The sequence below is a fragment of the Candidatus Vondammii sp. HM_W22 genome (assembly GCF_022530855.2).
In the GTDB taxonomy this organism is placed as follows: Bacteria; Pseudomonadota; Gammaproteobacteria; order Chromatiales; family Chromatiaceae; genus Vondammii.
The window spans coordinates 1,254,896-1,281,894 of the sequence record NZ_CP099567.1; the positions used below are offsets into that span (position 1 = coordinate 1,254,896).

Here is a 26,999-nt window from a genome sequence, read left to right on the forward strand (position 1 = left end):
AAACAACACTTTCAGTTGTAACTCGGTACAGTCATTAACTTGGGATAGGGGGATGGAGCTTTCCGGTCACAAGAAATTTACTATGGCGACAGATGCAAAAGTCTACTTTTGTGACCCATAAAATACATGGAAAAGAGGGACCAATGAAAATACAAATCGGCTATTGAGGCAGTACTTTCAGAAGAAAACAGACTTATCGATTTACTCTCAGGCACAATTAGATCGCGTGGCGAAAAAACTCAATTAACGACCGAGAAAAACATTGGACTTCGCCACTTCTGCAGATAAACTAAATGACGGTGTTGCATCGACCACTTGAATCTACAGCGGCTTTTTTTAGTATTTAAAGCTTATCTTTTAACCGCTCGTTTTCCCGCTGTAGCGTGGTAATCTCTCTTTTTTTACCTACCCAGATTACCGGTAAATGCCTGTTCACCCTTGCTATCCAACCGCTCCTTCCATTTGTAAAGTTGGTTTCTTCGGATCCCAAGCTCCAGGGCTATCTCTGAGGCAGGCTTGTCAGACTCATCCATCAGTCTGATAGCCTCCTGCTTGAACTCTCCTGTATAGGTTTTATATGGCTTGCGCTTTCTAGTCATTTGAACACTCCTTAAGCGACATTGTCGCGGATTAAAAGTGTCCGTTAAACTGGGGGAGGTTCACCCTGACCCCTACTCCTCTTTATTCCTTTTGTTGAACGTAAATCAGCCCATGGAAACGACGAATAAAGCAGGTTATTGAAACGAAAAATATGACCAGGAGTCATTCCATGGCAGCGGCTCAGCCGTTTTTCAAACAGAGCTTCGTACAGCGCGTAGGGTTTATCTTCGTTGATGCGAGAAAGATTTAAGCGGGAAAGTTTTACACTGTCAAGATGATAGAGCCGATGCGCTTGTGCCGAGATATTCTTGACAATATCACGTAGACTATTTCAGCCTGACAGCTGTGCCATCATGAGAGTCACGAACTGTGATCAGCGAGAAGCAGTCCGAAAGGAACGACCCATATGATGCTGTTTTTTCAGTGTCCAGAATTCATGTCTCGGCACAAATTATAGTATTTGAAAGAAGATTGTATTACAATGATCCATGGCATGATTCTCTATTTTTATTCAACAAGTTTATAGATAAATTCATTGTATCAATTACGGATGAATAAGGCCTCCTTAATCACCCGTTAACAGGATAGCAGTGATTCTGGTTATAGAATTACGAGCCTTATCCAATAGTCTCCCCGTTCTATTCCAAACTGAAAACACAGATATTTCTCTGTACATACTCAAGGCCCAGGCTTCCATACAGAACGCGGGAATGAGCCATGTTATTTATCTTTATTTAATACTCAAACAATATAAGAGGATCACCCTTTGATAACCGGTAGTAAATACATTTCCAGCAATAAGCTCATCATTCTGATTGCCATTTTTTTAACCCTATTTTACAACATTACCTTCTTCACCAACCTTGTCAGAGTATACCCAATCAATTTGAATAACTTAGGGTTTATTGTATCCATCGCACTTGTTCTCGTCTGTGCTTTTATTTTACTTCTATCATTTACCTGCTATCGAAAGACCATTAAACCGATAATCATAACTCTCTTGATAGTTTCAGCTTAATCTGCCTACTTTATGGATAGTTATAACGTAGTCATTGATGATCAGATGATCCGGAATATGGTCATGACCGACACCAGCTAGGCGATTGACCTAGTTAGTCTGAAGCTGGCTATGTATCTTCTTTTACTGGGAATCGCGCCATCAATATTTGTTTACCGTGCAGCCATAGATAAGCGCCAGATCAGACAGGCGGTCACGTCAAGAATCATCCTGTCAGTTACCGTTTTATCTCTGGCAGTCGCTGTAGTATTTATGTTCAGCAGTCATTATGCATCGTTTATCCGTGAGCACAAACCACTGCGCTATTACACCAATCCGGCCACCTTTATCTATTCAACAATAAAATATGCAAAAGGATTTACAAAAAATAAAATAGATGTACTGCAACCTATAGGTCAGGACGCAATAATTCCAGCGGACGACGAACACAGGGAATTGATTATTTTTGTTGTAGGTGAGTCTGCCAGATATGACCGTTTTTCCCTGAACGGATATCAAAAGGAAACTAATCCCCTATTGAAACAGGAAGACGTTATCAGCTATAACAACTTCTGGTCATGCGGTACCTCAACAGCAGTTTCAGTACCCTGCATGTTCTCCATCTATAGCCGATCAGAATATGATAGTTCGAAAGTACAATCAACAGAGAATGTACTCGATATTCTGCAGCGTTCCGGTGTCAACGTCTTATGGAGAGATAATAACTCATCATCCAAAGGTGTTGCACTGAGAGTGCCTTATGAAAGTTTTAGAACAGCAGATACCAATCCGCTATGTGATGGTGAGTGTCGTGATGAAGGCATGTTGAATGGACTACAGAGATACATCAACAACCATAAATCCGGTGATATTTTTATTGTACTGCACCAACTTGGCAACCATGAACCGGCCTATTATAAACGTTATCCAGAATCCTTCGAGCGTTTCACTCCGGTCTGCAAGACCAATCAACTTGAAGAGTGCAGCAAAGAGGAGGTCAACAACACATACGATAACATTATCCTTTATACCGATTATTTTTTATCGAAAGTTATTGCATTTCTGAAAGAAAATTCTGCAAATTTCGAGACTGGAATGATGTATGTGAGTGATCATGGCGAATCGCTTGGAGAAAACAGGTTGTTCTTGCACGGCCTGCCCTATCTCTTTTCTCCAGAGGAGCAGCGGCACGTCCCTGCGATTATGTGGTTTGGAGAAAGTTTCGACGATATGGATATTACCGCTTTACAACAAAAAATCGGAAAACGCTACTCGCATGACAATTTGTTTCACACCATCTTGGCTCTACTGGAGATCGAAACCAACGTCTATGATAGTGAAATGGATATTTTAAAAAACTGATTGTCACCTGCATTCCTTCTCTGAACGACGCGGGAAGGAACTCGCTTTCCAGGATGGCAAGAGTAACTGTCATCATTTTTTATGGTTGCTCTTCCATCAATTCTTTGATAATTTGAATGACCTCAACCCATCCTACTCCATCGGATCCAGTGCCTTGTAACGAATCAACCCAGCAGCATCGATGAGGTAGCTTGTGGGTAATACACGAGCCTGCCAGCGATTGAATGTCTGTCCATCCTGATCCAGCAAAATCGTAAAATCCACATCCAGGCGCTGCAATATTCGCTGAACCGGATTTCTGCGCTCGGAAACACCAATCGTAGCGATCTCCAGCGGACGCCCATCCATGATGTCTGATAAACGCTGCATCGCCGGCATCTCTTTGATGCAGGGTGTACACCAACTGGCCCAGAAGTTTATAAGTACCACTTTTCTCCGGTATTCCTCCGGGGTGGCAGGCGATTATCGAGGTCTTTCAACTCAAAAGAGAACTCTTTTCTTTCATCCTGATAAAGTTTAATCACACCGCCTGCCATGACTGGGTTGACTCTCCAGAGGAGAGAAAACATTACAATTATTGTAATTGAACCATACGTTATTCATTTATCCTTGAGATGGTGCGCGCCAGCCGGCTACATAGTAGTATAGTCAGTAATTAATCGATTAATATAACCGGTGAACATCATGTCCAGAACACCAACGCTAACAGCCGCACTACTTACCACTCTATTAACCGCCTGCAATTCCGGTGGAGATGAGACAGGTTTAACATCGACAAATACGAATCATGTCTGGAAAGAGCAGATGAAAATGCTGGAAAAAGCCAGAGAGGTTGAAAAAAAAGTTCTGGAGGCCGCCGAACAACGGCAAAGAACCATCGACAGACTGAGTGAATAGTATACTTGGCTGACGAATCATGTTGATTGCCATATTTCGTTTCTACGAAGAACTGAACCACTTTCTACCCAGCGATCGACGCAAGGCATCCATCAAAGACTGCATCGAATCCATGGGCGTGCCACATACCGAGATTGTCCTGATCCTGGTTACCAGTGATCGATGAAATTCTTCTGCATACTTGCAGACAAAGACCGGGTAAGTATCTACCCCACATTTGAGAGACAGGGTGTTACCGATACCACTTACCTTCGAGCTAAACTCCTGAGAGATTCCCGTTTTGAAAAAATGGGGTCAGGTTGGAATGCTACTTACTTAAGTTTTTTGGGTTGGCCATTTTTCCGAATATTCTCTCGCGTAATAGCCCTTGGTTTGGTAAGTAGCGGGAATTGTCTGGGTCTTCGTTTTATAGCTCGCGGCTCCATACGTCCCGGTTGTTTTCCAACCTGCTGCGGTGCAATGAGGATAAAAAGGCCCTCAATTTTATCGATGTCGTAACGACCGATTTTTTGCCACACAATCCATAGCTGCAAAGTATGCTTGAAGCTAAGTTGTCGAGGAATGATGTCAGCCAGTAATGCCGCCTGAGCCATCAGTAAACGGATCAAGTTGTAAGCCAAAAGATAGACCCACAGCTCTTTTTCCGCCATTTCCGGTGTGCGACAACTTAATGTTTCCATTCCCAGAGTGGTCTTGATGTTGCGTATATCTAACTCTACCTGCCAACGGTTCCGATAGAGTGCCTTCAGGGCGGCTTTGCTCGTACTTTTTGAGCAAAGTAGTGTTGTCACCAGGATCTTACCGCCAGCACGCAACTCCCGCACTTTCAATCTATCGGGGGTTTGATCATACTCTGCCTGACTCATCCAGGCGGGTTTGACTTTTGGCTTGTCTATTTCGATAAGATGATCTCGCGGGCCCAGACGCTCTCCTTGGCGAAAATCCGTGTTGCGCCGCCGTGAACCATATTGCTCGAAAACGCCATCCACTCCTTTGGCCTGAAGAGCACACAATAGAAAATAGGTGGCATAAAAAGCATCCCCCAGAAGGAGATCACCAGCGTCCAAGGTACCAAGTATGGTTCTAAGCAATGACTGCTCATCGCTTCCTTTTCCGCGACAAGGTCCCAATGCTGCATCAAGTACAGCACCGCTGGCGAGGCAGACGATACCAACCACCCGGCAAAGAGGGAAACCCAATCCGGGTTGCTGGCTACGGGGTTGAGGATAGACAGCCTGGTTCTCTTCTGTATCGGGCAACGTAACGGTAGCGCCATCCACCAGTCTGACCGGTCGCCCCCGCCAGTGCCAGGAATCCGGGGTGTGCTCAGTCATCATACGCCCCGTGTAACGGGCTAGCGTAGAGACCATGTCCAATGGCAGCCGTTTCCGTGCGCGACAGTATGCTCCCGTATGCGTACTACAGATTGGCAGCTCACCCATCAATCGCTTGACTGCAGCAGCATCAACTATGTTCTGGCAAGAACGATCAGCACTCATTGCTTGAGCCAGAAACATCGATAACGTCTCTGTTGGCGGAAACAGCCTTTCCCGATGTTCCGGTAGCAATGATTCGATTTGATTGAAAAACTCTGGGCCGGTTAGCAGATTAAAGAAAGCATAGGAATCACTGGCTGTAGCGTAGGTTGTGAGACCTTTTTGTTGATGTATGCAGGTGCGTTGATTAGGATGCATTAAGGCGAGGGTGTCCTGAATTCTGTGTAACTGTCTATCATTAAACCCAAGCGTGGTTGAGGATAGGCGCTATGAACAAGAAAGAACTACAGGCGATCGCTCATGCGGCCGCTAAAAATATCAAGACGGAAGACGACCTCAAAGACTTCCATCAGATGCTAACCAAGATTACGGTCGAAGCGGCACTGAACGCTGAGTTAGATGATCATCTTGGCTTTGAAAGGCACGAGCAGTCCGAAGCTGACAATAACCGCAAGGGCTATGCCAGTAAGACGAACCGAACGGAAGCCGGCCAGTTCGAGCTCGATACACCACGCGACAGAGCTGGGAGTTTCGAACCCAAGCTCGTTAAAAAATACCAGCGTCGATTTACTTCCATGGACGACAAGATTATTTTCTTGTATGCCCAGGGCATGACAACACGAGAAATCGTCACGACCGTTAAAGAAATGTACGGTGCTGATGTCTCCGCCACCTTGATTTCCAAAGTGACTGACGCTGTTATTGAACAAGTGATTGAATGGCCATCTAGGCCATCTAGGCCATCTAGGCCACTGGATGCGGTCTATCCCATTATTTACCTGGATTGTATTGTCGTAAAAATCCGGCAAGACAAGAAAGTGATCAATAAGGCAATTTCTCTGGCACTGGGCGTGAACATGGAGGGCCACAAGGAATTGTTGGGGCTCTGGCTGTCAGAGAATGAGGGTGCCAAGTTCTGGCTCAATGTACTCACAGAGCTCCAGAATCGCGGCGTGAAGGATATACTGATAGCCTGTGTTGATGGCCTGAAGGGCTTTCCAGACGCAATCAATATAGCGTTTCCAGAGACTCAGATCCAGCTCTGTATTGTTCACATGGTGCGCAACTCGATGAAGTACGTGCCCTGGAAAGACTACAAGGCAGTGACGGCAGACCTGAAGAAAATATATAAGCCTGTCACCGAAGATGAAGCGCTACTGGAACTTGATAATTTCTCTAACCGATGGGACGACAAATATCCCCAGCTCAGCCGTTCGTGGCGTAGCCACTGGCACAATCTTAATGCCCTGTTTGGCTACCCTGAGGACATCCGCAGGGCAATCTATACAACCAATGCCATCGAGTCAATGAACAGCGTGGTTCGTAAGGCAATTAAAAAACGGAAGCTATTTCCGACCGACGACTCGGCAATGAAAGTGGTGTACCTGACGGTGCAGCAAGCATCAAAAAAATGGACCATGCCGATTCGCAATTGGAAACCAGCACTGAATAGATTTATGATTGAGTTCGAAAAACGCTTAGCGAAATATATTTAATCCAGGCAGTTACACAGAAAACTTTAGAGGCTCTGACAGTTTTAATAAAAGGTATACCTCGCCTCGTATTCCACTGGGCTTATATATCCAAAATCACTGTTGTCCCGTTAACTTTCATATCAAAGCGATCTGATTGATGAAATGTTGATTGGCGCGGAGAGGATCACCTCGTAGCAAGGCAATCAGGTTCCGTTTCTCGAAGAGATTGAGCTGCAATAAACGTAGTATTTGCTGCATGCTTTTCTTCAGCTTTGACTGGAACTTAATAAATGCCAAAAGCAGATATACACACAATGCAATCCAGATCTGCGTCATTACTGTATTCTTACGAGCTATGGTCAAATCTGGTGTATAAGCCATCAAGTAGCTTCCTGTTTAACTCGGATCCCATCTTTAAGTTGCACACCTTCAATTACATCGGCGAGCAGTTGATAGCCTCTTAAGCGGTGCCATCTTTTTTGTGCAGTGTGCATCAACTTAAATGCCATGGCCAACGTCGTTAATCGACTACCGCAGTTCTTTGTTCTCGTGGTTCTAAGCCGCACTGTGGCAAACACCGATTCAATCGGGTTGCTGGTTCGTATATGCCCCCAGTGTTCCGCAGAAAAATCATAAAAAGTCAGCATCTTGTCTCGGTCTTTTTGTAAGCAATGCATCGCTTTCGGGTACTTATCCTCATATTTTCGCAAGCATAAATCAAAGGCTTTTTCGGCATTGGTTCGAGAGTCAGACATCCAAATATCATGCAGATTCTCTTTGACTTTAGGCTGTATCGCCCTAGGCACTTTGTTGAGCACATTGGCGGTCTTGTGCACCCAACAACGCTGGTGCTTCGTCGTTGGCCAATGCTTGGTAATGGCCTTCCAGAAGCCTAGTGCACCGTCACCAACGGCCACCTCTGGCGGCACCGTAAAACCTTGTTCTGTGAGCTGCTCTAACAACTCTAACCAGCTCGCTTCTGACTCACGGTAGCCATCCGTAAGCTCAATGACTTCCTTACGACCTGTGCTGTCGGAACCCATGATCACCAGCAAGCAAAGCTTGTCGTCTTGCCTTACGTTGCAATAAACACCGTCGGCCCAAATGTACACATAGCGCCGCTTTGATAAATCGCGCTTACGCCACTGACCATATTCGCCTTCCCAAGTTTGCTTGAGGCGGCTTATGGTATTGGAGGACAAACCTTTGGCATCAGCGCCAAGCAAACCTGCCAGTGCGTCCTTGAAGTCGCCTGTAGAGATGCCTTTCAAGTACAACCAGGGCAGCAGCTCTTCAATGGTCTTCGCTCGCTTCAAGTACGGTGGCACCAAACCGCTGTTGAACTTGATGCCTTGCCCGGTACAATCTCTTACTTTGGGAACCTTGACCCCAATATCACCAAGCCCTGTTTGGATCATACGTTCCGGCAGGTGCCCATTGCGTACAACACCTTGTAAGCCTGATTCTCTCAGCAACCCTTGGTATTGTGCTAACAGGGTGGCGACTTCCGCCTCTATGGCTTGGGCTAATAGTTGCTGGGATCCGGTATGTAAAAGCTCAGAAAGGACATCTCGCGCTGGCCTATTCAGCCCGACAATATTATCATTCTTCATGTAGCGTACTCTTGTTGGTTGGTGATCGGCTAGGATCTTTTCCTTCCAACAGGATATGCTGCTTTAATTCCTCATATACCAGAAATGACTATACCTCCATTCTTATTTTGTTCCGATGAAAGACTTGATCTTCAGATTCTGTTTGACCCATTTAAAAAAACAGTTCCACCTGCCAGCACGCCTTATAGATATCGGCAATAGTTTTCGCTGCCAGTTTGAAATTGTTGGTCAGGAACACGTAATGCTTACTTGTTTCTGGATCGCGGCAACCGATGCGCCGAGGTTGGCCTGGACATTTATTTGCCGTCCGGACACCGGTAAATTGGATGGTCTGATCGCTGGTTAGCCCCTTGTCTGCCAGGGCCGGATGACGGTGCATAACTCGTGATTTCGCATTAGACTTGAGACGAGTAACAAAGAAAATTTCTTTCGCCGTTAATTGCTTATACCAAGCATAATCGTTATAGCCCCAGATCGATGGCTACAATACTGCCTTTGGGGGATTTCAGTGTACGGCTAATCTCAATGCTACTTGTCTTGTCTTTGGTTATGGCGGCGAACTCCGGAAGATAGCCATCATGATTCAAGCCGATATGGAGTTTAATGGCATCCTTGGTTGAACGGAAATCAGCCGAGGGAAACGCGGACAGGCAGAGGTAGATTGTAGAAGAATCCAACGAATAAAGCAGGTTATTGAAACGAAAACCATGACCAGGAGTCATTCCCTGGCAGCGGCTCAGCCGTTTTCCAAACAGAGCTTCGTACAGCGCGTAGGGTTTATCTTCGTTGATGCGAGAAAGATTTTAGCGGGAAAGCTTTACACTGCCAAGATGATAGGGCTGATGCGCTTGTGCCGAGATATTCTCGACAATATTACGCAGACTATTTCGGCCTGACATCTGTGCCATTATGAGAGTCACGAACTGTGACCAACGAGAAGCAGTCCGAAAGGAACGATCCGCATGCTGTTTTGCCTGTGTCCAGAATTCATGTCACGGCACAAATTTTAGTATTTTCAAGAAGATCGTATTACAATGAGCCGCGGCCTGATCCTCATGTTTTAATTCAATAAGTTATAGATAAACTCAATTGTATCAATTACGGATGAATCAGGCCTCCTTAATCACCCGTTAACGGGACAGCAGTGATTTGGGGTATATAGTCCAGTGGAATACGAGGCGAGGTATGCCTCTCATTAAATGAGTCCGTAAAACTGGGAGAACCTCAGAGCAATCCTCTACGAGTTACGCGAAAAAGTGCATATAGGACAAAAGTAGTATCTGGCAAAGAGCGGATTATAACACCAGCTCAGTCACATCAACATAGAGTTTCAGCCGCTGACCCGGCTGCAGATACTTGCTTGGCAGAGTATTCCATTTCCTCAGGCTCGCTACTGTGACGTTGAACTTCTGGGCGATGCACGCCAGGGAATCTCCCTTGCGGACACGGTAGTGGAGTGAGCTGAGGGTATTGATTGGTGAGGTGGCGAAAGGCTGGAGAGGCGCTGAGTTGGCCACCTTTTCATTGCTCTTCGTCTTGGTCCAGATCGCCAGTTCCCGACCTAGTTTAAGTGTGTCCTTTGGTGACAAGCCGTTCCAGCGGGCCAGTGCCTTGTGGCTGACCTTATAACTGCGTGCTATGTCCCAGAGTGTATCGCCGCGCTTAACCGTGTAAATACGTTTTTTGCCACTGCGCTTGCTGTTCAGGTTTTTTGCCATCCGCTGGTCGGCGGAGAGGCTGTACTGATTGAGTTGTTTCGATGCCACAGCGATAAGCAGGTGTTTACCCGCACGGATACGGTCATCTCTGAGCTTATTGACCTGTTGCAGCAGTGCAATGGTTGTATTGTGTTTGCGGGCGATAGCGCTCAGGTTATCTCCATTGCGGATTTTGTAGCGTTTCCACTGCAGCCGTTTTTTCGGGTCAAGGGCTGCCAGTTTGTCGGTAAATCCATCGACCTTGTCAACCGGGATATTCAGCCGATGAGGGCCTTGAGGGGCTGTGGCCCAGCGGTTGAAGCCGGGGTTGAGCCGGTAGAGCTCTTCAATGGATATATCAGCCATATCCGCCGACAGAGCGAGATCCAGCTGGGATTCGATATCGATGCTATGGAAATAGGGTGAGTTGGCAATTGTCGGGAGTGTGATTCCGTAATCTATGGGTTTGCCAATGATACTGGCAATTGCCAGCAGGCGGGGCACGTAACCTTCAGTCTCCTTGGGTAGTTTGAGAGACCAGAAATCGATCGGTTTGTTCTTTTTTCTGTTACGGCGAATCGCTTTCGAAACACTGCCGCCACCTGCATTGTAGGCGGCCAGTGCCAGTTCCCAATCCCCATCGAACCGCTCTGCCATCTTCTTGAGGTAATCCAGAGCTGCTCGGGTGGAGGCGACGACATCCCGGCGGCCGTCATACCACCAGTTCTGTTTCAGCCCATAGATTTTTCCCGTCGAAGGGATGAACTGCCAGATGCCGGCAGCCCTGCCCGGTGAATAGGCAAATGGTTGAAATGCGCTCTCTACTACTGGGAGTAGGGCCATCTCCATGGGCATGCCTCTTTTTTCCACCTCTTCCACGATAAAGTGGAGGTAGGGTAGGGCGTGCTGCTGAATTCGGTCAATATAGGCCGGGTGAGAGGCGTACCATTGAATCTCCTGGGATATCCTTGGATTATCCGGTACCTGCATCTGATAGCCGACTCGAATACGTTCCCAAAGGTCTGGGGGGAGTGAGATCTTTTCCGGCAGCGGTGTGGTCTGCAGCTCAGTTACTGTTTCAGCCCATGCAGGCATGGCCGGCTTTTCAGTAATGTATTCAATGGGATCGGGCTGGGGGGGAAGATGATTTTCTGTTGAGGAATCACTCTCAATCGGGGTTTTCGCTGGAACGCTGTTACAACCTGCCATTGTCAGAAGGGCCGACAATAGCGTGGATATGATCAGTTTGTTGTGGATAAATTGCATGTAAAACCCCGGGTCGTCCTAAATATGGCTGGAGCACAGCCCTATCGAAGGCCGATACCGGCAGACTATACTGAATACAGTGTGCTTTTTCCAGAAATCAGGCGAGGTTTTAGGGTGTTTGGCGACACGCTTTTCGTTTGTGATGTATGCTCCAATCCTTATGATCACAAAACAGCGATCTTTCTGCAAATCTGCGCCTATACTGGCCCAGGAGCTGAGGCACTGGTTCAATAGCTCCCCCGGACGGGATCTTCTGGCACTGGAACAGCAGTGTCTCGAGCAATTGCTGTCGAGGCTGTTTGGTTATTATCTGCTGCATGTCGGCTGCCTTGGATATCAGACAGAACCTCTCTTTGCGAGCCGCATACGCTCCCAGTTCGTTCTCTCTCCCGATAGCATCGGGTCAGATCAAAAACATTGGATTACCGGCAGTCCGATGCAGTTGCCCATTGCTTCAGAAAGTATGGATGTGGTGGTGCTCGCCCATGCTCTGGATTTCTCTCAGGATCCCCATCAAGTGCTGCGTGAGATGGAGCGAGTGCTGATTCCGGAGGGCCGGGTGATTATTCTGGGTTTCAATCCATGGAGCCTCTGGGGTCTCAGGCGGCTGTTTTGCCTGGATAAGACCCAGGTTCCCTGGTGCGGCTATTTTCTCTCCCGGCAGCGGATTAATGATTGGCTCTCCTTGTTGGGCTTTGAAGTGCAGATGCACCGGGCTTTGATGTTCTGCCCGCCAATCAGGCAGCAGGGGGTGATGGAGCGTTTGGCTGTGATGGAGAAGGTAGGCGAAAAATTCTGGCCCCCTCTCTCTGGCGTCTATGCGGTTCAGGCCGTGAAACGTGTTTCCCGGTTGACACCGGTTAAACCAATGTGGAAGCTACGCGCCCGTGTGCAGAGCGGCCGGATTGCTGAGCCGACAGCACGTTCTGGAAGGTAAGTTTTCAATAAGTTTGAGTGGTGGACCCCCATAACCTTTCCTGATTACCTATGAAGCTCAGCTATGACGCAAGAAACATAATTACCTTGGATTCACTAGGTTACAGGGGCGTTATGTGCTGTTGTTTTTATATTAACGATAATTCGTATTATTTCGGCAGCACTATTGGACCTCAAACGAAGTATTTATGGGGTCTACAGCCCACAATTCGGCTGAGCAATAGCTGAGCTTCATAGGTAATCAGGTAACCTTTTGTCAACATCTGCACGATGTTATCGAGGTTTTGTAAAGAGAGAATCTATGTGTCTAAAAGAGTAGAAATATTTACTGACGGCGCCTGTAAGGGTAACCCCGGCCCCGGGGGCTGGGGGGCGGTATTGCGTTATAAAGGCACTGAAAAGCAGCTCTATGGCGGTGAACGGGAGACTACCAACAACCGCATGGAACTGCTCGCCGTGATCCGGGCACTGGAGGCGTTAACCCGGCCAACCCGGATTCTGATCACCACCGATTCGCAATATGTAAAAAAAGGGATGACAGAATGGATCACCAACTGGAAGCGGAATGGCTGGAAAACAGCCGCCAGGAAGCCGGTAAAGAACAGCGATCTCTGGCGTCAGCTGGATCAGCTTGTAGGCCAGTACGACATCGATTGGGCCTGGGTCAAAGGGCACAGCGGACATCCTGAGAATGAGTTGGCGGACAGCCTAGCCAATAGAGGCGTGGAAGAGCTAATAGGCTCCTAGGCTATTTTTAACACTATCTGGAACTTATATGCGTCAAATTGTATTGGATACTGAAACGACGGGTCTGGAGCCGAGGCAGGGGCATCGGATTATTGAGATCGGTTGTGTGGAGATGATCGACCGGCAACTCACGGGTAATAATTTTCATCAGTACCTTCAGCCTGACAGAGTGATCGATCAGGTCGCTATGGATGTGCATGGTATTACCAATGAATTTCTGGCAGACAAGCCCCACTTTGAAGATTTGGTGGGTGATTTTATGGAGTATATCAGCGGGGCGGAGTTGATTATTCACAATGCTCCGTTTGATGTTGGCTTCATTGATAACGAATTGCAGTTGCTTGGAAAAGAGTGGCAGAAGCTATCAACCTATTGCCAGGTGGTCGACACCCTGGTGATGGCGAAGAAGTTGCACCCTGGGCAGCGGAACAGTCTTGATGCACTGTGCAAGCGCTATGAAATTGATAACAGCCACCGTGAACTCCATGGTGCGTTGCTCGACTCTGAGATTCTGGCAGAAGTCTATTTGACCATGACCGGCGGGCAGATAGTGTTATCGCTGGATGGGTTATCAGATAGTCAGGGTGCTGCTGTTGGGGAGATCAGGCGGATATCACCAGAACGCACTGGTCTGAGAGTCATCAGAGCCAGCAGTGATGAGCTGGATGCCCATGAGGCGCGGCTAGATTTTATCGAAAAGAGAAGTGATGGTAACTGCCACTGGCGCCGCTGATTGAGTGTGCCTCACTTGCTTGCTTATGGGTACTGACGTTCGTTACCATCTATTTTTTCTTGTAAAATAATGGCTTGTAGGCGCTTTTTCTGCAGCAGTTGGATATGTTTGCGCTTTACATTCAACAGGCCGTCACCCTGAAAACGGGTGAAGAGTCGGCTGATGGTCTCTACTGCAAGCCCTAAGTAGTTTCCGATTTCATGGCGGGACATGCTGAGATAGAAGTCACTGGAGGAGAAGCCGCGTCGTTTGAACCGGTCTGACAGACCCAACAGAAAAGCAGCCAGACGCTCTTCCGCATTTCGTTTTCCCAGCAGCATAAGCATATTCTCGTCCTGACCGATTTCTCTGCTAAGTAGTCGGTACATCTGATGTTGCAGGCTGGGGATGTTGCTGCTCAGCTCCTCTAGGTGGTAGAACGGGATTTCGCAGATGGCGGTGGTTTCCAGCACTTTTGCCGAGCATTGATGACTTCCGTCCTCAATGGCGTCTAGTCCAATCAGCTCTCCCGGGAGGTGGAAGCCAAGAACCTGCTCACCACCATCTTCACTGGGCGCATAGGTTTTGACTGAACCGGTTTTAACTACATATATACTGAGGAATTTGTCGTCATCGCGGAACAGATGATCACCCCGGTGCAGCGGACGGCTTCGTTTGACGATGGCGTCGAGCTTTTCAATATCATCCGCTTCCAGTTCCATGGGAAGGCAGAGCGCCACCAAGCTACAGTTTCTGCAGGCAATCTTAATGTTTTCAAGTGAAATATTTTTTTGTCCGCTCACACGCACGCCGTGTCTCTATCCTTTATATTCGCTCCATTTTGCAGACTAGGTTGATGTGGATCAAGTGATTTTTTGATACGAATCAACAAAGAGAGGATAGACGCTTGAAATTCAGCGCCGTTTTGGACAAGAAAATTGAGGAAAGAACGAGAATTTTTCTCATTGTATCGGCTATTTATTGCTTTTTGGGGCGGCGTTTCGATTGTGAAAACCGGTCGCTTCTAGTATTCTCTAGCCCCGTCCTGGTTATTTTTATCGCATACCCTTTTTTGCCTACTTTCTAAGCGTCCCTTATGACTAAATTTGTATTTATTACGGGCGGTGTTGTTTCATCTCTCGGTAAGGGTATCGCATCTGCCTCCCTTGCAGCCCTCCTTGAAGCGCGCGGCCTTAAAGTGACCATGATCAAGCTGGATCCTTACATCAATGTGGATCCTGGCACCATGAGCCCCTTTCAGCACGGCGAGGTTTTCGTAACGGAAGACGGCGCTGAAACAGACCTGGATCTGGGTCACTACGAACGTTACATCCGCGCTACGATGGGGCGTAACAATAACTTCACCACTGGCCAGATCTACGAAAGTGTTATCCGCAAGGAGCGCCGTGGTGACTACCTTGGTGGAACAGTGCAGGTGATTCCGCACATCACCAATGAGATCAAAGACAGTGTCCGCCTCGGAGCGGGTGATGCCGACGTGGCGTTGATAGAAATCGGCGGTACCGTGGGTGATATCGAGTCATTGCCGTTTCTGGAGGCAATCAGGCAAATGGGTGTTGAACTGGGCCACGATAGTGCGTTGTTCATGCATCTGACGCTAGTGCCCTATATTCCCACTTCAGGCGAAATCAAAACAAAGCCTACCCAGCATTCGGTGAAAGAGTTGCGTTCTATCGGTATTCAACCCGATGTCCTGCTCTGTCGCGCAGAGAGGCCTCTACCCGATGCAGAGCGGAAGAAGATTGCGCTGTTTACCAATGTTGCTGAGCAGGCCGTGATATCGGCCGTGGATGCGGACCATATCTATCGTATTCCACTGTTGCTCCATGAGCAATTCTTGGATGAGATTGTCGTCAAGCAGTTTGAACTCAATGTTCCAGCTGCCGATCTCTCCGAGTGGCGTGCGGTACTGGACGGACTTGAGAATACCGATGGCAGTGTCACTATCGCCATGGTCGGTAAATATATGCACCTGACAGAGGCCTATAAGTCTCTCTCTGAAGCGCTGATCCATGCCGGGATTCATACGCGTACCAGGGTCATGATCAAGTACGTCGACTCTGAGCAGATCGAACAGGAAGGAACCGCTGAGCTGGAAGAGGTTGATGCCATTCTGGTGCCGGGTGGTTTTGGTGAGCGCGGCGTGGAAGGCAAAATTGCTACTGCGCGATACGCCAGGGAGCAGAAAATACCCTATCTGGGTATATGTCTGGGTATGCAGGTTGCCGTGATCGAGTATGCACGCAATATGGCTGGACTAGAGGGCGCTCAAAGCACGGAGTTCAATCGGGAGACCCCGCACCCGGTTATCGCGCTGATTACCGAGTGGCTGAATGCCGATGGCGAACTGGAGATCCGCGACGAGGCCAGTGATCTGGGTGGAAGTATGCGCCTGGGCGGGCAGGAGTGCCGGTTGCTGGAAGGCAGCAAGGCCAGAGAACTCTATGGTGATGAGACCATTGTAGAGCGCCACCGCCACCGTTATGAATTCAATAATCAGTATCTTGAATCACTGGAGCCGGCGGGCCTCAGGGTGGCCGGGCGTTCAATCGACGGGAAGCTGGTGGAGATCGTTGAGATCGATGATCATCCTTGGTTTATCGCTTGCCAGTTTCATCCTGAATTTACCTCAACCCCGCGTGATGGGCATCCCCTGTTTTCCGGTTTTGCCCGTGCTGCCCGGGAACATCAACGAAGCTCCAACCGGGGCGGTGAAAGCTGATGCAGTTGTGTGGATTTGAAGTTGGATTGGAAAGACCTCTGTTTCTGATAGCCGGCCCCTGTGTGGTAGAGAGCGAACAACTAGCGCTGGATACGGCTGGCAAGCTGAAAGAGATTACCGAAGAGATGGGGATTCCGTTCATCTATAAATCCTCGTTCGACAAGGCAAACCGGTCTTCCGGGGAGAGTTTTCGTGGGTCAGGTCTTGAAGAGGGGTTGCGGATACTGGAGATGGTTAAGCAGCAGACCGATGTCCCCCTGCTGACAGATGTCCACGAATATACCCCATTGAATGAGGTAGCTTCAGTGGTGGATGTCTTACAGACCCCGGCTTTTCTCTGCCGTCAGACCAACTTTATCCATGCGGTGGCCAAACAGGGATTACCGGTCAATATTAAAAAGGGGCAGTTTCTGGCGCCTTGGGATATGAAACATGTGGTTGAGAAGGCCAGGAGCGTTGGTAATCAACAGATTATGGTTTGCGAGCGCGGTGTCTCCTTCGGTTATAACAATCTGGTTTCCGATATGCGTTCACTGGCTGTGATGCGCGAAACCAACGCCCCGGTCGTATACGATGCCACTCACTCTGTTCAGTTGCCCGGTGGCCAGGGCAGCTCCTCAGGAGGGCAGCGTGAATTCGTCCCTGTATTGGCCAGGGCTGCGGTAGCTGCTGGTATCTCCGGTCTGTTTATGGAGACCCACCCAAACCCAGAGAAAGCGCTGAGTGACGGTCCGAACTCCTGGCCCCTGGATCAGATGTACGAGCTGCTTGAAATGCTCAAGACGCTTGATCAAACTGTTAAATCCAAGCCGTTTCCCGAAGCAGGACTTTAAAGAATTCTGGCTGCAATAGGTTCGTTTGTGTTTGTTTGAGAACAGTGTCAAAGAGTGCTCGTTTAGAATCTTCAAGAAGGAACGCAGAGTACGCGGCGATTTTTCCTGTTTTTTTAATGCGTAATATTTGTGTGCTATAGATTCTCAATAACACGGTGCAGATGTTTAAGCGAGGGTATGGGTTTTGGTGACCTTACCGCCCATGCTTTTGATTTTTTCTAACAGGCACTGGTTAGTTAAACAAATATTGAATCAATGGAGTAAGTATGTCCGAAATTGTCGATATCCGCGCCAGAGAAATACTCGATTCCCGTGGCAATCCTACCGTAGAAGCTGATGTCATCACTGCCGATGGGGCTATCGGCCGGGCGGTTGCCCCCTCCGGGGCTTCTACTGGCTCCAGAGAGGCACTGGAATTACGCGACGGTGACAACAGACGTTATCTCGGGAAAGGTGTACTTAAAGCGGTAGAGAACATCAGCGGTGAGCTGAAACAGGTCCTGATTGGTTCGGAGGTTACAGAGCAGGCGGATCTGGACCGGAAGATGATTGATCTGGATGGTACCGATAACAAGGGACGCTTAGGTGCAAATGCAATCCTGGCAGTCTCTCTGGCAGCGGCACACGCCGCCGCCCAGGAACGTGCGATGCCTCTCTATCGCTACCTTTCGGCGGGCCCTTACCGGATGCCGGTGCCGATGATGAATATCATCAATGGTGGCGCTCACGCCGATAACAGCGTCGATTTTCAGGAGTATATGATTCTTCCTGTCGGTGCATCGTCTGTGCGCGAAGCCATCCGCTACGGGGCAGAAGTGTTTCACAGCCTCAAGAGTGTGCTTAAGGGAAAAGGGTTGAATACAGCCGTGGGTGATGAAGGCGGTTTTGCCCCGGATCTGCCCTCCAATACAGCCGCAGTCGAGGTGATCCTGGAGGCCATTGAGAAGGCTGGCTTTAAGGCCGGTGAAGATATTTATCTCGGACTGGATGTGGCCAGCTCGGAGTTTTATCGGGATGGCATTTATGATCTTGCATCGGAGGGCCGTCAGCTCAATGCAGCTGAATTTGTAGACTATCTGTCAGCGATGGTCGATCAGTACCCTATTATCACGGTCGAAGATGGCATGGATGAGGGTGATTGGGATGGCTGGAAATTGTTGAGTGAACGGCTGTGCAGCAAAATTCAGCTGGTGGGCGATGACCTGTTCGTGACGAATACCAATATTCTTTCACGGGGCATCGAAGAGGATATTGCTAACTCAATCCTGATTAAATTCAATCAGATCGGTACCCTGACCGAGACCCTTGATGCCATCAAAATGGCTCATGATGCCGGCTATACTGCCGTAATTTCTCACCGTTCCGGCGAGACCGAGGACACAACCATCGCCGATCTGGTGGTTGCGACCAACGCTGGACAGATCAAAACCGGATCGCTCAGCCGTTCGGACCGGGTGGCTAAATATAACCAACTGATGCGGATTGAAGATCAGTTGGGTGATGAGGCTTCCTATGCTGGTAAAGAGGCTTTCAAAAATCTCTGATCCAACTGATGCTACGAATCCTGACAGTGCTGCTGCTACTGATACTGATTACGCTTCAGTTTCGTCTCTGGGTGGGTGAGGGGAGCTTGGCGGAGGTACATGCCCTGCAAAAAGAGGCAGCGCTGCAGAAAAACCAGTTGGGAAAAATGCGGCAGCGTAATCAGGCACTTCAGGCAGAGGTGGCCGATCTTAAACAGGGACTTGAGGCGATTGAAGAGCGCGCCCGCAGTGAACTTGGGATGATTAGGAAAGACGAGGTCTTTTACCAGGTGATTGAGCCCAAAACGAGGCAGAAGGATTGATGTCCAGTCACTGGGCCATTGTTCCGGCTGCGGGTGTTGGTCGTCGTATGGGAAGCGCTGTTCCCAAGCAGTACCTTGATCTTGGTGGCCGTCCGGTTATTGAGTATGCCCTGGAGTCATTGCTCAACCATCCTGAGATAAAAGAGGTGCTGGTCCCCCTATCTGAATCTGATGAATGGTGGAGTGAGACCGCGTTCGCCACTGATCCGCGGATACGTCGTGTTAGTGGTGGCCGAGAGCGTTGTGATTCCGTGCTGAATGCCCTGCGCATGCTTGCTGATGAAGCAGACCCGGATGACTGGGTGCTTGTACACGATGCCGCCAGACCCTGCCTGCGCAGTTTTGACCTTGATAAGTTGATAAATACCCTCCGGAATCACCCTGTCGGCGGTCTGCTGGCGGTTCCTTTGCATGACACTGTCAAGCGTGCGAATGAATCAGGAGGCGTGCTTGAGACGCTGCCAGGTGAGTCGTTGTGGCGGGCTTATACGCCCCAGATGTTTCGCTATTCCACTCTCTGTTCCTCGCTGGAAGATGCGTTGGCAGCGGGTAAACGTGTTACAGATGAGGCCAGTGCCATTGAATTGTCCGGCCTTTCGCCGTTGCTGGTTGAAGGGGCTGCAGATAATATCAAGATTACCCGACCGGAGGATTTGCAGTTGGCGGCTTTCTATCTGGCTGGTCAATATTTTTGTGTGTAAGCGGGAAAAAATCCTGTCATGGGCTCTCCATCCCTTCTTATATCATATGCAGGAGGTTATTAAGGGGGGCCCGGCTCTGTGTGTGATGCAGAGATCAAAAAGAAGGCAGAGAGGGTTCTGCCTTCTTTACGAATGCCACATTCTGGTCTGATCAGTGAACGCTGCCAAACGATAGATCAAGTGCATAGGCAGGCAGCGGGATGCCGGAAATTTTACAGGCCTGTACGACGGGGCCGTGTGGGAAGAGAGTATAGGGGTATCGTTTGCCTCCTTGCTTTTTGAATGCCCCGGAGAGTGCTCTAATTAACAGTCTTGCGCTACAGCTGGTGCCGTTTTGCTCGCAGTGTCCGCGAAGAAAGTGGATCACTTCCCAGTGGGCGTCGGTCAGTTCAATATCCTCTTCGGCTGCCAACGTTCTGGCCGTTGCTTCACTCCACTCGTTAAAGCTTTCAGGGGCCTTGCTGGTTTCGGTTGCCAGGGGGTCTGGTATCGGTATCATCTCTACTCCTTCAGTATAGGGATCTGTTATATTTTTCCGGCACCACTTTTTATTGAGGTATAGGTGCCCTCCTTGAAGATAGTAGAGATTTTCAAAAATAATAGACGGAATTAGTAGGGTATTTGGCGGGCACTGTGCCGATCTGATGCGGTATGCTGTTTTTTCATGTTGTGACAAACAGTGATTTACAGTCAGGTATGACAGTTTTCCCATAAGTCTGTGTGAGGGAGGGCATCTCTATACCCTCTGCTAAATAGTCATTGAGAAGATACTCGGGAACGGGTTATCAGGAGTTGAAATATGCGCATTGGACAGGGCTATGATGCCCACCGTTTTACCCGGGAGAGACGTTTGATACTGGGTGGTGTGGCGATTGACTATGAGTTGGGGCTGGAGGCGCACTCCGATGGTGATGTATTAATCCATGCGCTTTGTGATGCGCTGCTGGGTGCTGCCGGGCTGGGCGATATCGGACAACACTTCCCTGACAGCGGAGCGGAGTTTAAGAATATCGATAGCCGAATACTACTGCGGCGGGTGACAGACCTGCTTGTCTCTCAGAGCATGAAGGTGGGCAATGTCGATGTGACGATCGTCGCACAGACCCCAAAATTATCTCCCTACATTGATGCCATGCGTGAAAAACTGGCGTTGGATATGGATGTCGGCAGTTCAAAAGTGAATGTCAAGGCGACCACTACCGAGGGGATGGGATTTGCCGGACGTGGAGAGGGTATTGCTTGCTATGCTGTTGCGTTGATTGAAAAGCGGTAAATTCTCCATGAGTCTATACCCTCTCATAACAGTAAGTGTTGTGTTATTAAGATGTTACGAAAAGAGCAATGAATAACAATGAGTATCCTGCCAAATCCCTCTGTTTCTGAATTACCCTTCGCCTTTGGCGGTCCTCCCTGCACGGGTGTAATCCGCGCCGTGCCGGAAGATTTTCTGGTTGATGAGATTTCACTGTTTGACCCCGATGGTGAAGGCGAACACCAGCTCCTGCGGATTGAGAAACGAAACACCAACACGGAATGGGTGGCGGGTCTATTGGCCAGGCATGCCAGTGTCCCCAGGCGGGACGTCAGTTATGCGGGACAGAAGGACCGCAATGCCGTTACCCGGCAGTGGTTTTCAGTGAGGCTCGCAGGTCAGCCAGAGCCTGACTGGAGTGAACTTGACTGTTCTGGAATAAAGATTTTGGAGAGTGCCCGCCATGGTAGAAAACTCCGGACGGGTGCTCTGAAAGGCAATCGCTTTACCATCAGAGTAAGTAAGTTTGATGGGGACCAGACCGTGCTGAAAAAGTGCCTGGCACGGGTGGCGGAAGAGGGGGCACCCAACTATTTTGGCGAACAGCGTTTTGGACGGGGGGGAGGGAATATCGTCTCTGCGGAAGCACTGTTCAGGGGAGAGTTGAAACGGCTGAAACGGCAAAAGCGTGGTATCTATGCTCTCTGCGGCACGTTCGCTGCTGTTTAACCGGGTACTTGCGTTTCGCGTCACGTCAGGCAGTTGGAACACTCCCCTGCTAGGAGAGCGTCTGATGCTGGATGGCAGCCGTAGCAGTTTTCTTGCGGAACAGATTGATAGTGAGCTGGAGCAGCGCTATCACAGTATGGATATTCATACATCCGGTCCGCTCTGGGGGCAGGGAGATGTGATGATCAGCGGTAAAATCGCCGAGATGGAGGCCGCTGTTGTTGAAAATGAGGCGCTGTTGAGGGAGGGGCTGGAAAGGTATGGCTTGAAAATGGAACGTCGCGCTTTGCGGATGCCTGTCAGCGATCTTAACTGGTCCATTCAGGGGACGCGGTTAACCCTTGAGTTCAGCCTGCCAAAAGGGAGTTTTGCAACATCACTCCTTCGCGAGTGCATTAGTTACAGCTAGCAGCCCATTATTGGATATTGCGCTAGTCATGATGCCTGTGCTTCTCCTCACCTTTCCTGGAGAGCAGAACATAGGTGGCGCCCGTTCCGCCATCGAATCTGGGGGCTGAGCAGAAAGCCAATACCTCCGGCCGCTGCCTTAACCACTGATTGACCTTCTGTTTCAGAACAGGTTGTTGTCCTTCAGAGCCGTAGCCTTTTCCATGGATAATCTGGATAACCCGCAATTTGTGCCGGCGGGCGTGGACAAGGAACTGTGCAAGGAGTGAACGCGCCTCAACGACCCTCAGTCCATGGAGATCAAGCATCTCTTGTGGGAGGATGTGGCCACGGCGTAGCTCCTGAAACAGACGTTGCTGAATGCCCGGTCGGACAAACAGCAATTCTTCGCCGGTCTCCAGGGGTAGATCCACAAAGCTGTCATCCAGCAGTTCATCGGTGACAGACGGGTTTGGTGGCAGGGGGATAGGTCTTAATGATTTCCTGAAGGGGATTCTCTTGTCGTGATCATGGTGAACCGTCCCCTCCATTTCTTCCTTGAAGAGGGCTGCGGCCTCTCTATTCTCCAGATCTTCTTTACTGCTCATGCCATTAACCCATTTTTGCATTTGAGTATATCAGCCGGAAGCGTTCCTGTTCAGCCATCATGGGGTGAGACCTTCGGGTATTTCCAGTATAGTCTGCGTTTTAGATTGTTTGAGATGAGTTTTCAATAAGCTCGTGTTCTGGATGGTATCCTCATACCCTCAGGTCGATATTTGCACGGTGTTATTGGAAAGTTGCCGTTTGAGAAGGATTGGGTGCCCCGGGGCATGAAGATTTTATTAAGTAACGATGATGGCTTTCAGGCTCCGGGTTTGGCTGCCCTGGCAGCGGAGCTTTCGCAAATGGCAGACATCACTGTCGTGGCGCCTGAGCGTAACCGCAGTGGCGCAAGTAACTCGCTTACACTGGATCACCCATTGCGGGCAGAGCGGTCTGAGAATGGATTTATCCGGGTGGATGGGACGCCTACGGATTGCGTCCATCTGGCGATTACCGGTTTGCTCGAAAGCGAGCCGGATATGGTGATCGCCGGTATTAATGCCGGTGCCAATCTCGGGGATGACGTGCTCTATTCAGGGACCGTTGCCGCTGCTACCGAAGGGCGCTTTCTTGGCTACCCAGCAATTGCCGTCTCAATGAACGCTCATCAGCCCAGACACTATGATGCCGGTGCCAAAGTGGCGGCTGAACTGATCAGGCACCTGCAGGAGGAGCCGCTGGCTCCTGATACCATTCTTAACGTCAATATTCCTGATTTCCCCTACGCGGAGGTGAAAGGCTACCGGGTGACTCGACTGGGGCACAGGCACAAGGCTGAACCTGTGGTAAAAACCACCGATCCCCGTGGCCGCATCATCTATTGGGTTGGGCCGGCGGGATTGGAGCAGGATGCCGGTCCCGGAACTGATTTTTACGCTGTGCGAGAAGGTTATATTTCGGTTACGCCACTGCAAGTTGATTTGACACGTCATTCGGCACTTGAGCAGATGAGTGACTGGGTCAGCAGGATTGGCCGGTAATGAATAGGCTGCATCGCGGTATCGGTATGACCTCTTTACGTACCCGGGATCGGCTGATTCAGCGTCTGCGGAGTGAAGGTATCGGAGATCTTCGGGTCCTGGAGGTAATGCGTAACACCCCCAGGCATATTTTCGTTGATGAGGCGCTTGCCAGCCGCGCTTATGAGGATACGGCGCTGCCTATAGGTTACGGCCAGACAATTTCACAACCCTTTATTGTTGCACGGATGACCGAATTGCTGTTGGAGTCAGGCCCGTTGGATACGGTGCTTGAGATCGGTACTGGATCGGGTTATCAGACGGCAGTGCTTGCCGGATTGGTGGCACGTGTTTACAGCGTGGAAAGAATAGAGGCTTTGCAGAAACAGGCACGAAGAAAATTTCAGGAGCTGGGTATTCGTAATATTCGACTGCGCTATACCGATGGCGGTATGGGGCTGCCGGAGCATGCGCCGTTCGATGGCATAATTGTCACTGCGGCGCCTGAAGGGATCCCCAAGGCTTTGGTTGAGCAGTTGAAGCCGGGAGGGCGTATGATTCTTCCTATTGGCAGGCGTACCGAGCAAGTGATGGTTCGAGTGACCCGCACCGTTTCCGGGTACGATAGGGAGTTGTTGGAGAGAGTGGCCTTTGTGCCCCTGTTGGGAGGTATGCAGTAATGAAGCCGTTTTCAACACTCTATGAGCGGGTGATGCGGTGGTCAAAGCATCGCCATGCTGCACGTTATCTGTTCGGGCTCAGTTTTGCGGAGTCCTCTTTTTTCCCCATTCCACCGGATGTTATGTTGGCACCCATGGCATTGGCTACACCCTCCAAGGCGTGGAATTTTGCGGCTCTGACAACTGCGGCATCAGTGCTTGGCGGACTACTTGGCTATTTTATTGGACTGTTCGCCTTTGACATGGTCGAACCATTGCTTCGAGAGGGTGGCTACTATCCGAGGTATCTGCAGGCGAAGGGCTGGTTTGATGAGTGGGGCTTCTGGGCTATTTTTGTAGCCGGATTTTCACCCATACCCTATAAGATATTCACCATTACTGCCGGTGTTATATCCATGGCGCTGATTCCGTTTGTTCTGGCCTCAGCTATTGGCCGAGGCGCCCGGTTTTTTCTGGTTTCTGCCTTGATGGCCTGGGGTGGAGAGCGGATGGATGGTATGTTGAAGAAATATATCGACTGGATCGGTTGGCTGGTGGTGATTCTGGTGGCGGCGGTAGTAGTCGTTGTCAAACTATAAGTGTAAAAATGAGTCTCTTGCGATGACCACCAGATGGTGGGCTTTTTTTTCGCCCAGTGGGCGGCTGGTTCCATCATTGTTATTGCTTCTCTGTATCTCTAGTGGATTACTGAGTAGTTGCAGTTCACCGCCCAAAGCGCCGGTGGTTTCCAGAGAAGCGCCAGCGCATCGAATAACCAAACGTCCAAAGTATTACCGGATTAAGCGGGGGGATACCCTCTACTCTATCGCCTGGCGTTTTGGCCTTTCTTACCGTACATTAGCGAGATGGAACAATATACGGCCTCCGTATACCATCTATCCCGGCAAGCGTTTACGGTTTGCCTCCGTTACTGGCAATGAAACCGTAAAACCCAGGACTATCCGGATAACCAAGAGACCGCCCAGTAGAAAGAAACAGGCAAAGAGCGGGGGCAAGCAAACTGCCTCATCCACTAAAACGAGTAAGTCAGCCAAAGCGGTAGCGTTGCGCTGGGGCTGGCCGACGAAAGGTGTGGTGGCGCAGTTTTTTGTCAAAGGGGATTTGATGCGTCAGGGTATTAAGATCAGGGGGCGGACCGGACAACGGGTATTGGCGGCGGAGGTTGGCAAGGTGGTGTATGTCGGCAGCGGACTGATTGGCTATGGCCGCCTGATCATTATAAAACATAATAAAAACTATCTGAGCGCCTACGGGTACAACAGAAAAATATTGGTGAAGGATGGGGATGAAGTAGCTAAAGGTGAACGCATAGCTGAAATGGGGGGCGATGACAGTAATAAACCATTGCTACATTTTGAGATCCGGCGAAATGGAACGCCGGTGAATCCGGTGAAATTACTGCCACGCCAGCATTGATGTGGCGCGTGAGCTACAGCTGATCCGCCAGTGAGGAGGAATTGTATGGTAGAGCGTTCGGATGACGAGTCCGTTGATACCAAGCTTGAAAAGTTAACTAAAAATAAGTCGGCCGGATCAAGATCGAAGAAGAATGATCTCTCTGAGGCTGTGGCGGTGTCAACCAATGCTATTTCGGCAGAAGCGCTCTCTGTCAGCCAGATGGATGCCACTAGGCTCTATTTAAGTGAGATCGGAAGTTCCAAACTACTGACGGCGGAAGAGGAGGTCTATTTTTCCCGGTTGGCCCAGAGTGGGGACATGCCATCCAGACAACGGATGATCGAAAGCAACCTGCGTCTGGTGGTAAAAATTGCCCGTCGCTATATGAACAGAGGGCTTGCCCTGCTGGATCTGATTGAGGAGGGTAATCTGGGGCTCATTCGTGCGGTGGAGAAATTTGATCCGGAAAAAGGATTTCGATTCTCAACCTATGCCACTTGGTGGATCCGTCAGACTATCGAGCGGGCCATTATGAACCAGACCCGTACTATTCGCCTACCCATACATGTGGTCAAAGAGATCAAGGTCTATCTCAGGACGGCCCGCAAGCTGGCTCAAACCCTTGATCATGAGCCATCGGCCGAAGAGATAGCTACACTGTTGGACAAGCCTTTGGATGAGGTGAAGCGAATGCTCGGTCTCAATGAGCGTATAACCTCTGTGGATGCACCTTTTGGTAAAGACGCGGATAAGCCTTTGCTGGATACAATTCCCGACAGGAAGAATCGGGATCCAACTATTGACATTCAGAATGAAGGACTCCACGCCAACCTGGATGAGTGGCTAGGCAAGCTGAATGACAAGCAACGTGAGGTGGTGGAGCGGCGTTTTGGACTTCATGGGTATGAAAACTCTACCTTGGAGCAGGTGGCTAACGAATTGGGTGTGACCCGTGAAAGGGTGCGCCAGATTCAGATGGGTGCTTTGAAGCGGCTGCGGATTATTCTTGAGAAGGATGGTTTTTCGATTGATGCTATTTTTAAATAGGTCATGACCGGCTTTATTCG

The 26,999-nt window shown here is 49.4% G+C and carries 29 protein-coding genes and 4 pseudogenes; 21 read left to right on the forward strand and 12 right to left on the reverse strand.

The genetic code is table 11. From position 1 onward, the window contains the following. Nucleotides 1–28 precede the first annotated feature (28 nt). Nucleotides 29–319 (forward strand): annotated as a pseudogene (locus MN084_RS07095) (IS30 family transposase); the annotation flags it as partial. Between the two features lie 82 nt (nt 320–401). Here MN084_RS07095 and MN084_RS07100 read toward each other — a convergent pair. Further along, nucleotides 402–599, reverse strand: coding sequence for a transposase (locus MN084_RS07100; RefSeq protein ID WP_241086658.1), 198 nt, complete (start codon nt 597–599; stop codon nt 402–404). Nucleotides 600–1,681: 1,082 nt separating this feature from the next. Here MN084_RS07100 and MN084_RS07105 point away from each other — a divergent pair. Continuing rightward, nucleotides 1,682–2,959 (forward strand): annotated as a pseudogene (locus tag MN084_RS07105) (phosphoethanolamine transferase). A gap of 132 nt (nt 2,960–3,091) precedes the next feature. Here the strand turns inward: MN084_RS07105 and MN084_RS07110 are convergent. After that, nucleotides 3,092–3,388, reverse strand: a complete 297-nt coding sequence (locus MN084_RS07110; RefSeq protein WP_241086657.1) for a TlpA disulfide reductase family protein — start codon at nt 3,386–3,388, stop codon at nt 3,092–3,094. A gap of 255 nt (nt 3,389–3,643) precedes the next feature. On the opposite strand from MN084_RS07110, the gene MN084_RS07115 reads away from it, so the two are divergent. Beyond that, on the forward strand, nt 3,644–3,856 hold the full coding sequence (locus tag MN084_RS07115) for a hypothetical protein (protein ID WP_241086656.1): 213 nt from the start codon (nt 3,644–3,646) through the stop codon (nt 3,854–3,856). Between the two features lie 19 nt (nt 3,857–3,875). After that, nucleotides 3,876–4,022, forward strand: coding sequence for a hypothetical protein (locus tag MN084_RS07120; RefSeq protein ID WP_241086655.1), 147 nt, complete (start codon nt 3,876–3,878; stop codon nt 4,020–4,022). Nucleotides 4,023–4,167: 145 nt separating this feature from the next. Here MN084_RS07120 and MN084_RS07125 read toward each other — a convergent pair whose 3' ends face one another. Continuing rightward, nucleotides 4,168–5,550, reverse strand: coding sequence for an IS4 family transposase (locus tag MN084_RS07125; RefSeq protein ID WP_330178442.1), 1,383 nt, complete (start codon nt 5,548–5,550; stop codon nt 4,168–4,170). A 71-nt stretch (nt 5,551–5,621) separates the two neighbouring features. Between MN084_RS07125 and MN084_RS07130 the strand changes: the two genes are divergently transcribed. Continuing rightward, complete coding sequence (locus MN084_RS07130; RefSeq protein WP_330178443.1) at nt 5,622–6,848, forward strand: IS256 family transposase; 1,227 nt, start codon at nt 5,622–5,624, stop codon at nt 6,846–6,848. 114 nt (nt 6,849–6,962) lie between these two features. On the opposite strand, the pseudogene MN084_RS07135 reads toward MN084_RS07130, so the two are convergent. From MN084_RS07135 to MN084_RS07155, 6 genes and pseudogenes are all read right to left on the reverse strand, one after another. Then, nucleotides 6,963–7,175 (reverse strand): annotated as a pseudogene (locus MN084_RS07135) (IS4 family transposase); the annotation flags it as partial. 32 nt (nt 7,176–7,207) lie between these two features. Beyond that, a complete protein-coding gene (locus tag MN084_RS07140; protein ID WP_330178444.1) occupies nt 7,208–8,440 on the reverse strand; it encodes an IS256 family transposase in 1,233 nt (410 codons plus the stop codon). A 151-nt stretch (nt 8,441–8,591) separates the two neighbouring features. Further along, complete coding sequence (locus tag MN084_RS19455) at nt 8,592–8,915, reverse strand: transposase (RefSeq protein ID WP_445083950.1); 324 nt, start codon at nt 8,913–8,915, stop codon at nt 8,592–8,594. Further along, nucleotides 8,902–9,162: a hypothetical protein gene (locus MN084_RS07150; protein ID WP_241086650.1), complete on the reverse strand. Its 261-nt coding sequence runs from the start codon at nt 9,160–9,162 to the stop codon at nt 8,902–8,904. The genes MN084_RS19455 and MN084_RS07150 overlap by 14 nt, the downstream gene beginning before the upstream one ends. Before the next feature lie 81 nt (nt 9,163–9,243). Continuing rightward, a pseudogene (locus MN084_RS19460) lies at nt 9,244–9,366 on the reverse strand (DUF4372 domain-containing protein); the annotation flags it as partial. Nucleotides 9,367–9,735: 369 nt separating this feature from the next. After that, nucleotides 9,736–11,403 carry a LysM peptidoglycan-binding domain-containing protein gene (locus MN084_RS07155; RefSeq protein ID WP_330178445.1) on the reverse strand — a complete coding sequence of 556 codons (1,668 nt, stop codon included), beginning with the start codon at nt 11,401–11,403 and terminating at the stop codon, nt 9,736–9,738. Nucleotides 11,404–11,563: 160 nt separating this feature from the next. Here MN084_RS07155 and MN084_RS07160 point away from each other — a divergent pair, with 160 nt between their 5' ends. From MN084_RS07160 to dnaQ, 3 genes are all read left to right on the forward strand, one after another. Then, nucleotides 11,564–12,340, forward strand: coding sequence for a class I SAM-dependent methyltransferase (locus MN084_RS07160; protein WP_241086648.1), 777 nt, complete (start codon nt 11,564–11,566; stop codon nt 12,338–12,340). Nucleotides 12,341–12,642: 302 nt separating this feature from the next. Further along, complete coding sequence (gene rnhA, locus MN084_RS07165; RefSeq protein WP_445083910.1) at nt 12,643–13,086, forward strand: ribonuclease HI; 444 nt, start codon at nt 12,643–12,645, stop codon at nt 13,084–13,086. Nucleotides 13,087–13,114: 28 nt separating this feature from the next. Continuing rightward, nucleotides 13,115–13,819: a DNA polymerase III subunit epsilon gene (dnaQ, locus tag MN084_RS07170; RefSeq protein ID WP_241086646.1), complete on the forward strand. Its 705-nt coding sequence runs from the start codon at nt 13,115–13,117 to the stop codon at nt 13,817–13,819. 23 nt (nt 13,820–13,842) lie between these two features. Here the strand turns inward: dnaQ and fnr are convergent, their stop codons facing one another. Beyond that, nucleotides 13,843–14,601 carry a fumarate/nitrate reduction transcriptional regulator Fnr gene (gene fnr, locus MN084_RS07175; protein ID WP_241086645.1) on the reverse strand — a complete coding sequence of 253 codons (759 nt, stop codon included), beginning with the start codon at nt 14,599–14,601 and terminating at the stop codon, nt 13,843–13,845. 293 nt (nt 14,602–14,894) lie between these two features. On the opposite strand from fnr, the gene MN084_RS07180 reads away from it, so the two are divergent. The 5 genes from MN084_RS07180 (at nt 14,895) to ispD (ending at nt 19,921) form a co-directional block, all read left to right on the forward strand. Next, nucleotides 14,895–16,541, forward strand: a complete 1,647-nt coding sequence (locus MN084_RS07180) for a CTP synthase (RefSeq protein WP_241086644.1) — start codon at nt 14,895–14,897, stop codon at nt 16,539–16,541. Beyond that, on the forward strand, nt 16,541–17,374 hold the full coding sequence (kdsA, locus tag MN084_RS07185) for a 3-deoxy-8-phosphooctulonate synthase (RefSeq protein WP_241086643.1): 834 nt from the start codon (nt 16,541–16,543) through the stop codon (nt 17,372–17,374). The genes MN084_RS07180 and kdsA overlap by 1 nt, the downstream gene beginning before the upstream one ends. A gap of 266 nt (nt 17,375–17,640) precedes the next feature. Next, nucleotides 17,641–18,918 carry a phosphopyruvate hydratase gene (gene eno / locus MN084_RS07190; protein WP_241086642.1) on the forward strand — a complete coding sequence of 426 codons (1,278 nt, stop codon included), beginning with the start codon at nt 17,641–17,643 and terminating at the stop codon, nt 18,916–18,918. A gap of 8 nt (nt 18,919–18,926) precedes the next feature. Continuing rightward, complete coding sequence (gene ftsB, locus MN084_RS07195) at nt 18,927–19,220, forward strand: cell division protein FtsB (RefSeq protein WP_241086641.1); 294 nt, start codon at nt 18,927–18,929, stop codon at nt 19,218–19,220. Further along, nucleotides 19,217–19,921, forward strand: a complete 705-nt coding sequence (ispD, locus tag MN084_RS07200; protein WP_241086640.1) for a 2-C-methyl-D-erythritol 4-phosphate cytidylyltransferase — start codon at nt 19,217–19,219, stop codon at nt 19,919–19,921. The genes ftsB and ispD overlap by 4 nt, the downstream gene beginning before the upstream one ends. A gap of 151 nt (nt 19,922–20,072) precedes the next feature. Here the strand turns inward: ispD and MN084_RS07205 are convergent, their stop codons facing one another. Then, nucleotides 20,073–20,420, reverse strand: coding sequence for a TusE/DsrC/DsvC family sulfur relay protein (locus tag MN084_RS07205; RefSeq protein ID WP_241086639.1), 348 nt, complete (start codon nt 20,418–20,420; stop codon nt 20,073–20,075). A gap of 300 nt (nt 20,421–20,720) precedes the next feature. On the opposite strand from MN084_RS07205, the gene ispF reads away from it, so the two are divergent. The 3 genes from ispF (at nt 20,721) to truD (MN084_RS07220) (ending at nt 22,311) form a co-directional block, all read left to right on the forward strand. Beyond that, complete coding sequence (ispF, locus tag MN084_RS07210) at nt 20,721–21,194, forward strand: 2-C-methyl-D-erythritol 2,4-cyclodiphosphate synthase (protein WP_241086638.1); 474 nt, start codon at nt 20,721–20,723, stop codon at nt 21,192–21,194. A gap of 78 nt (nt 21,195–21,272) precedes the next feature. Further along, nucleotides 21,273–21,902: a tRNA pseudouridine(13) synthase TruD gene (truD, locus tag MN084_RS07215; protein WP_241086637.1), complete on the forward strand. Its 630-nt coding sequence runs from the start codon at nt 21,273–21,275 to the stop codon at nt 21,900–21,902. Further along, on the forward strand, nt 21,871–22,311 hold the full coding sequence (gene truD, locus MN084_RS07220; protein WP_241086636.1) for a tRNA pseudouridine(13) synthase TruD: 441 nt from the start codon (nt 21,871–21,873) through the stop codon (nt 22,309–22,311). The genes truD (MN084_RS07215) and truD (MN084_RS07220) overlap by 32 nt, the downstream gene beginning before the upstream one ends. A gap of 22 nt (nt 22,312–22,333) precedes the next feature. Here the strand turns inward: truD (MN084_RS07220) and MN084_RS07225 are convergent, their stop codons facing one another. Continuing rightward, nucleotides 22,334–22,897 (reverse strand): Smr/MutS family protein, encoded by a 564-nt coding sequence (locus MN084_RS07225; protein ID WP_330178446.1) that lies wholly within the window; start codon nt 22,895–22,897, stop codon nt 22,334–22,336. A 225-nt stretch (nt 22,898–23,122) separates the two neighbouring features. On the opposite strand from MN084_RS07225, the gene surE reads away from it, so the two are divergent. Genes surE through rpoS form a run of 5 tightly spaced genes read left to right on the forward strand, consistent with a single transcriptional unit; the run spans nt 23,123 to nt 26,979 of the window. Next, nucleotides 23,123–23,875, forward strand: coding sequence for a 5'/3'-nucleotidase SurE (gene surE, locus MN084_RS07230; protein WP_241087144.1), 753 nt, complete (start codon nt 23,123–23,125; stop codon nt 23,873–23,875). Next, the gene (locus tag MN084_RS07235; protein WP_241086634.1) at nt 23,875–24,534 is read left to right on the forward strand and encodes a protein-L-isoaspartate(D-aspartate) O-methyltransferase; all 660 of its coding nucleotides are present in this window, start codon (nt 23,875–23,877) and stop codon (nt 24,532–24,534) included. Before surE ends, MN084_RS07235 begins: the two co-directional genes overlap by 1 nt. Next, the gene (locus tag MN084_RS07240; RefSeq protein ID WP_241086633.1) at nt 24,534–25,112 is read left to right on the forward strand and encodes a YqaA family protein; all 579 of its coding nucleotides are present in this window, start codon (nt 24,534–24,536) and stop codon (nt 25,110–25,112) included. Before MN084_RS07235 ends, MN084_RS07240 begins: the two co-directional genes overlap by 1 nt. A 22-nt stretch (nt 25,113–25,134) precedes the next feature. Next, nucleotides 25,135–25,950: a peptidoglycan DD-metalloendopeptidase family protein gene (locus MN084_RS07245; RefSeq protein WP_277400381.1), complete on the forward strand. Its 816-nt coding sequence runs from the start codon at nt 25,135–25,137 to the stop codon at nt 25,948–25,950. Nucleotides 25,951–25,995: 45 nt separating this feature from the next. Then, on the forward strand, nt 25,996–26,979 hold the full coding sequence (gene rpoS / locus MN084_RS07250; protein WP_241086631.1) for an RNA polymerase sigma factor RpoS: 984 nt from the start codon (nt 25,996–25,998) through the stop codon (nt 26,977–26,979). Nucleotides 26,980–26,999: the final 20 nt, after the last annotated feature.

Coding starts and splice junctions, on each gene's coding strand:
- MN084_RS07100 (WP_241086658.1), bottom strand. CDS start 599: ATGACTAGAAAGCGCAAGCCATATAAAACCTATACAGGAGAGTTCAAG.
- MN084_RS07115 (WP_241086656.1), top strand. CDS start 3,644: ATGTCCAGAACACCAACGCTAACAGCCGCACTACTTACCACTCTATTA.
- MN084_RS07120 (WP_241086655.1), top strand. CDS start 3,876: ATGTTGATTGCCATATTTCGTTTCTACGAAGAACTGAACCACTTTCTA.
- MN084_RS07125 (WP_330178442.1), bottom strand. CDS start 5,550: ATGCATCCTAATCAACGCACCTGCATACATCAACAAAAAGGTCTCACA.
- MN084_RS07130 (WP_330178443.1), top strand. CDS start 5,622: ATGAACAAGAAAGAACTACAGGCGATCGCTCATGCGGCCGCTAAAAAT.
- MN084_RS07140 (WP_330178444.1), bottom strand. CDS start 8,440: ATGAAGAATGATAATATTGTCGGGCTGAATAGGCCAGCGCGAGATGTC.
- MN084_RS07150 (WP_241086650.1), bottom strand. CDS start 9,162: ATGACTCCTGGTCATGGTTTTCGTTTCAATAACCTGCTTTATTCGTTG.
- MN084_RS07155 (WP_330178445.1), bottom strand. CDS start 11,403: ATGCAATTTATCCACAACAAACTGATCATATCCACGCTATTGTCGGCC.
- MN084_RS07160 (WP_241086648.1), top strand. CDS start 11,564: ATGATCACAAAACAGCGATCTTTCTGCAAATCTGCGCCTATACTGGCC.
- dnaQ (WP_241086646.1), top strand. CDS start 13,115: ATGCGTCAAATTGTATTGGATACTGAAACGACGGGTCTGGAGCCGAGG.
- MN084_RS07180 (WP_241086644.1), top strand. CDS start 14,895: ATGACTAAATTTGTATTTATTACGGGCGGTGTTGTTTCATCTCTCGGT.
- kdsA (WP_241086643.1), top strand. CDS start 16,541: ATGCAGTTGTGTGGATTTGAAGTTGGATTGGAAAGACCTCTGTTTCTG.
- eno (WP_241086642.1), top strand. CDS start 17,641: ATGTCCGAAATTGTCGATATCCGCGCCAGAGAAATACTCGATTCCCGT.
- ftsB (WP_241086641.1), top strand. CDS start 18,927: ATGCTACGAATCCTGACAGTGCTGCTGCTACTGATACTGATTACGCTT.
- MN084_RS07205 (WP_241086639.1), bottom strand. CDS start 20,420: ATGATACCGATACCAGACCCCCTGGCAACCGAAACCAGCAAGGCCCCT.
- ispF (WP_241086638.1), top strand. CDS start 20,721: ATGCGCATTGGACAGGGCTATGATGCCCACCGTTTTACCCGGGAGAGA.
- truD (WP_241086637.1), top strand. CDS start 21,273: ATGAGTATCCTGCCAAATCCCTCTGTTTCTGAATTACCCTTCGCCTTT.
- truD (WP_241086636.1), top strand. CDS start 21,871: ATGCTCTCTGCGGCACGTTCGCTGCTGTTTAACCGGGTACTTGCGTTT.
- MN084_RS07225 (WP_330178446.1), bottom strand. CDS start 22,897: ATGAGCAGTAAAGAAGATCTGGAGAATAGAGAGGCCGCAGCCCTCTTC.
- surE (WP_241087144.1), top strand. CDS start 23,123: ATGAAGATTTTATTAAGTAACGATGATGGCTTTCAGGCTCCGGGTTTG.
- MN084_RS07235 (WP_241086634.1), top strand. CDS start 23,875: ATGAATAGGCTGCATCGCGGTATCGGTATGACCTCTTTACGTACCCGG.
- MN084_RS07240 (WP_241086633.1), top strand. CDS start 24,534: ATGAAGCCGTTTTCAACACTCTATGAGCGGGTGATGCGGTGGTCAAAG.
- MN084_RS07245 (WP_277400381.1), top strand. CDS start 25,135: ATGACCACCAGATGGTGGGCTTTTTTTTCGCCCAGTGGGCGGCTGGTT.
- rpoS (WP_241086631.1), top strand. CDS start 25,996: ATGGTAGAGCGTTCGGATGACGAGTCCGTTGATACCAAGCTTGAAAAG.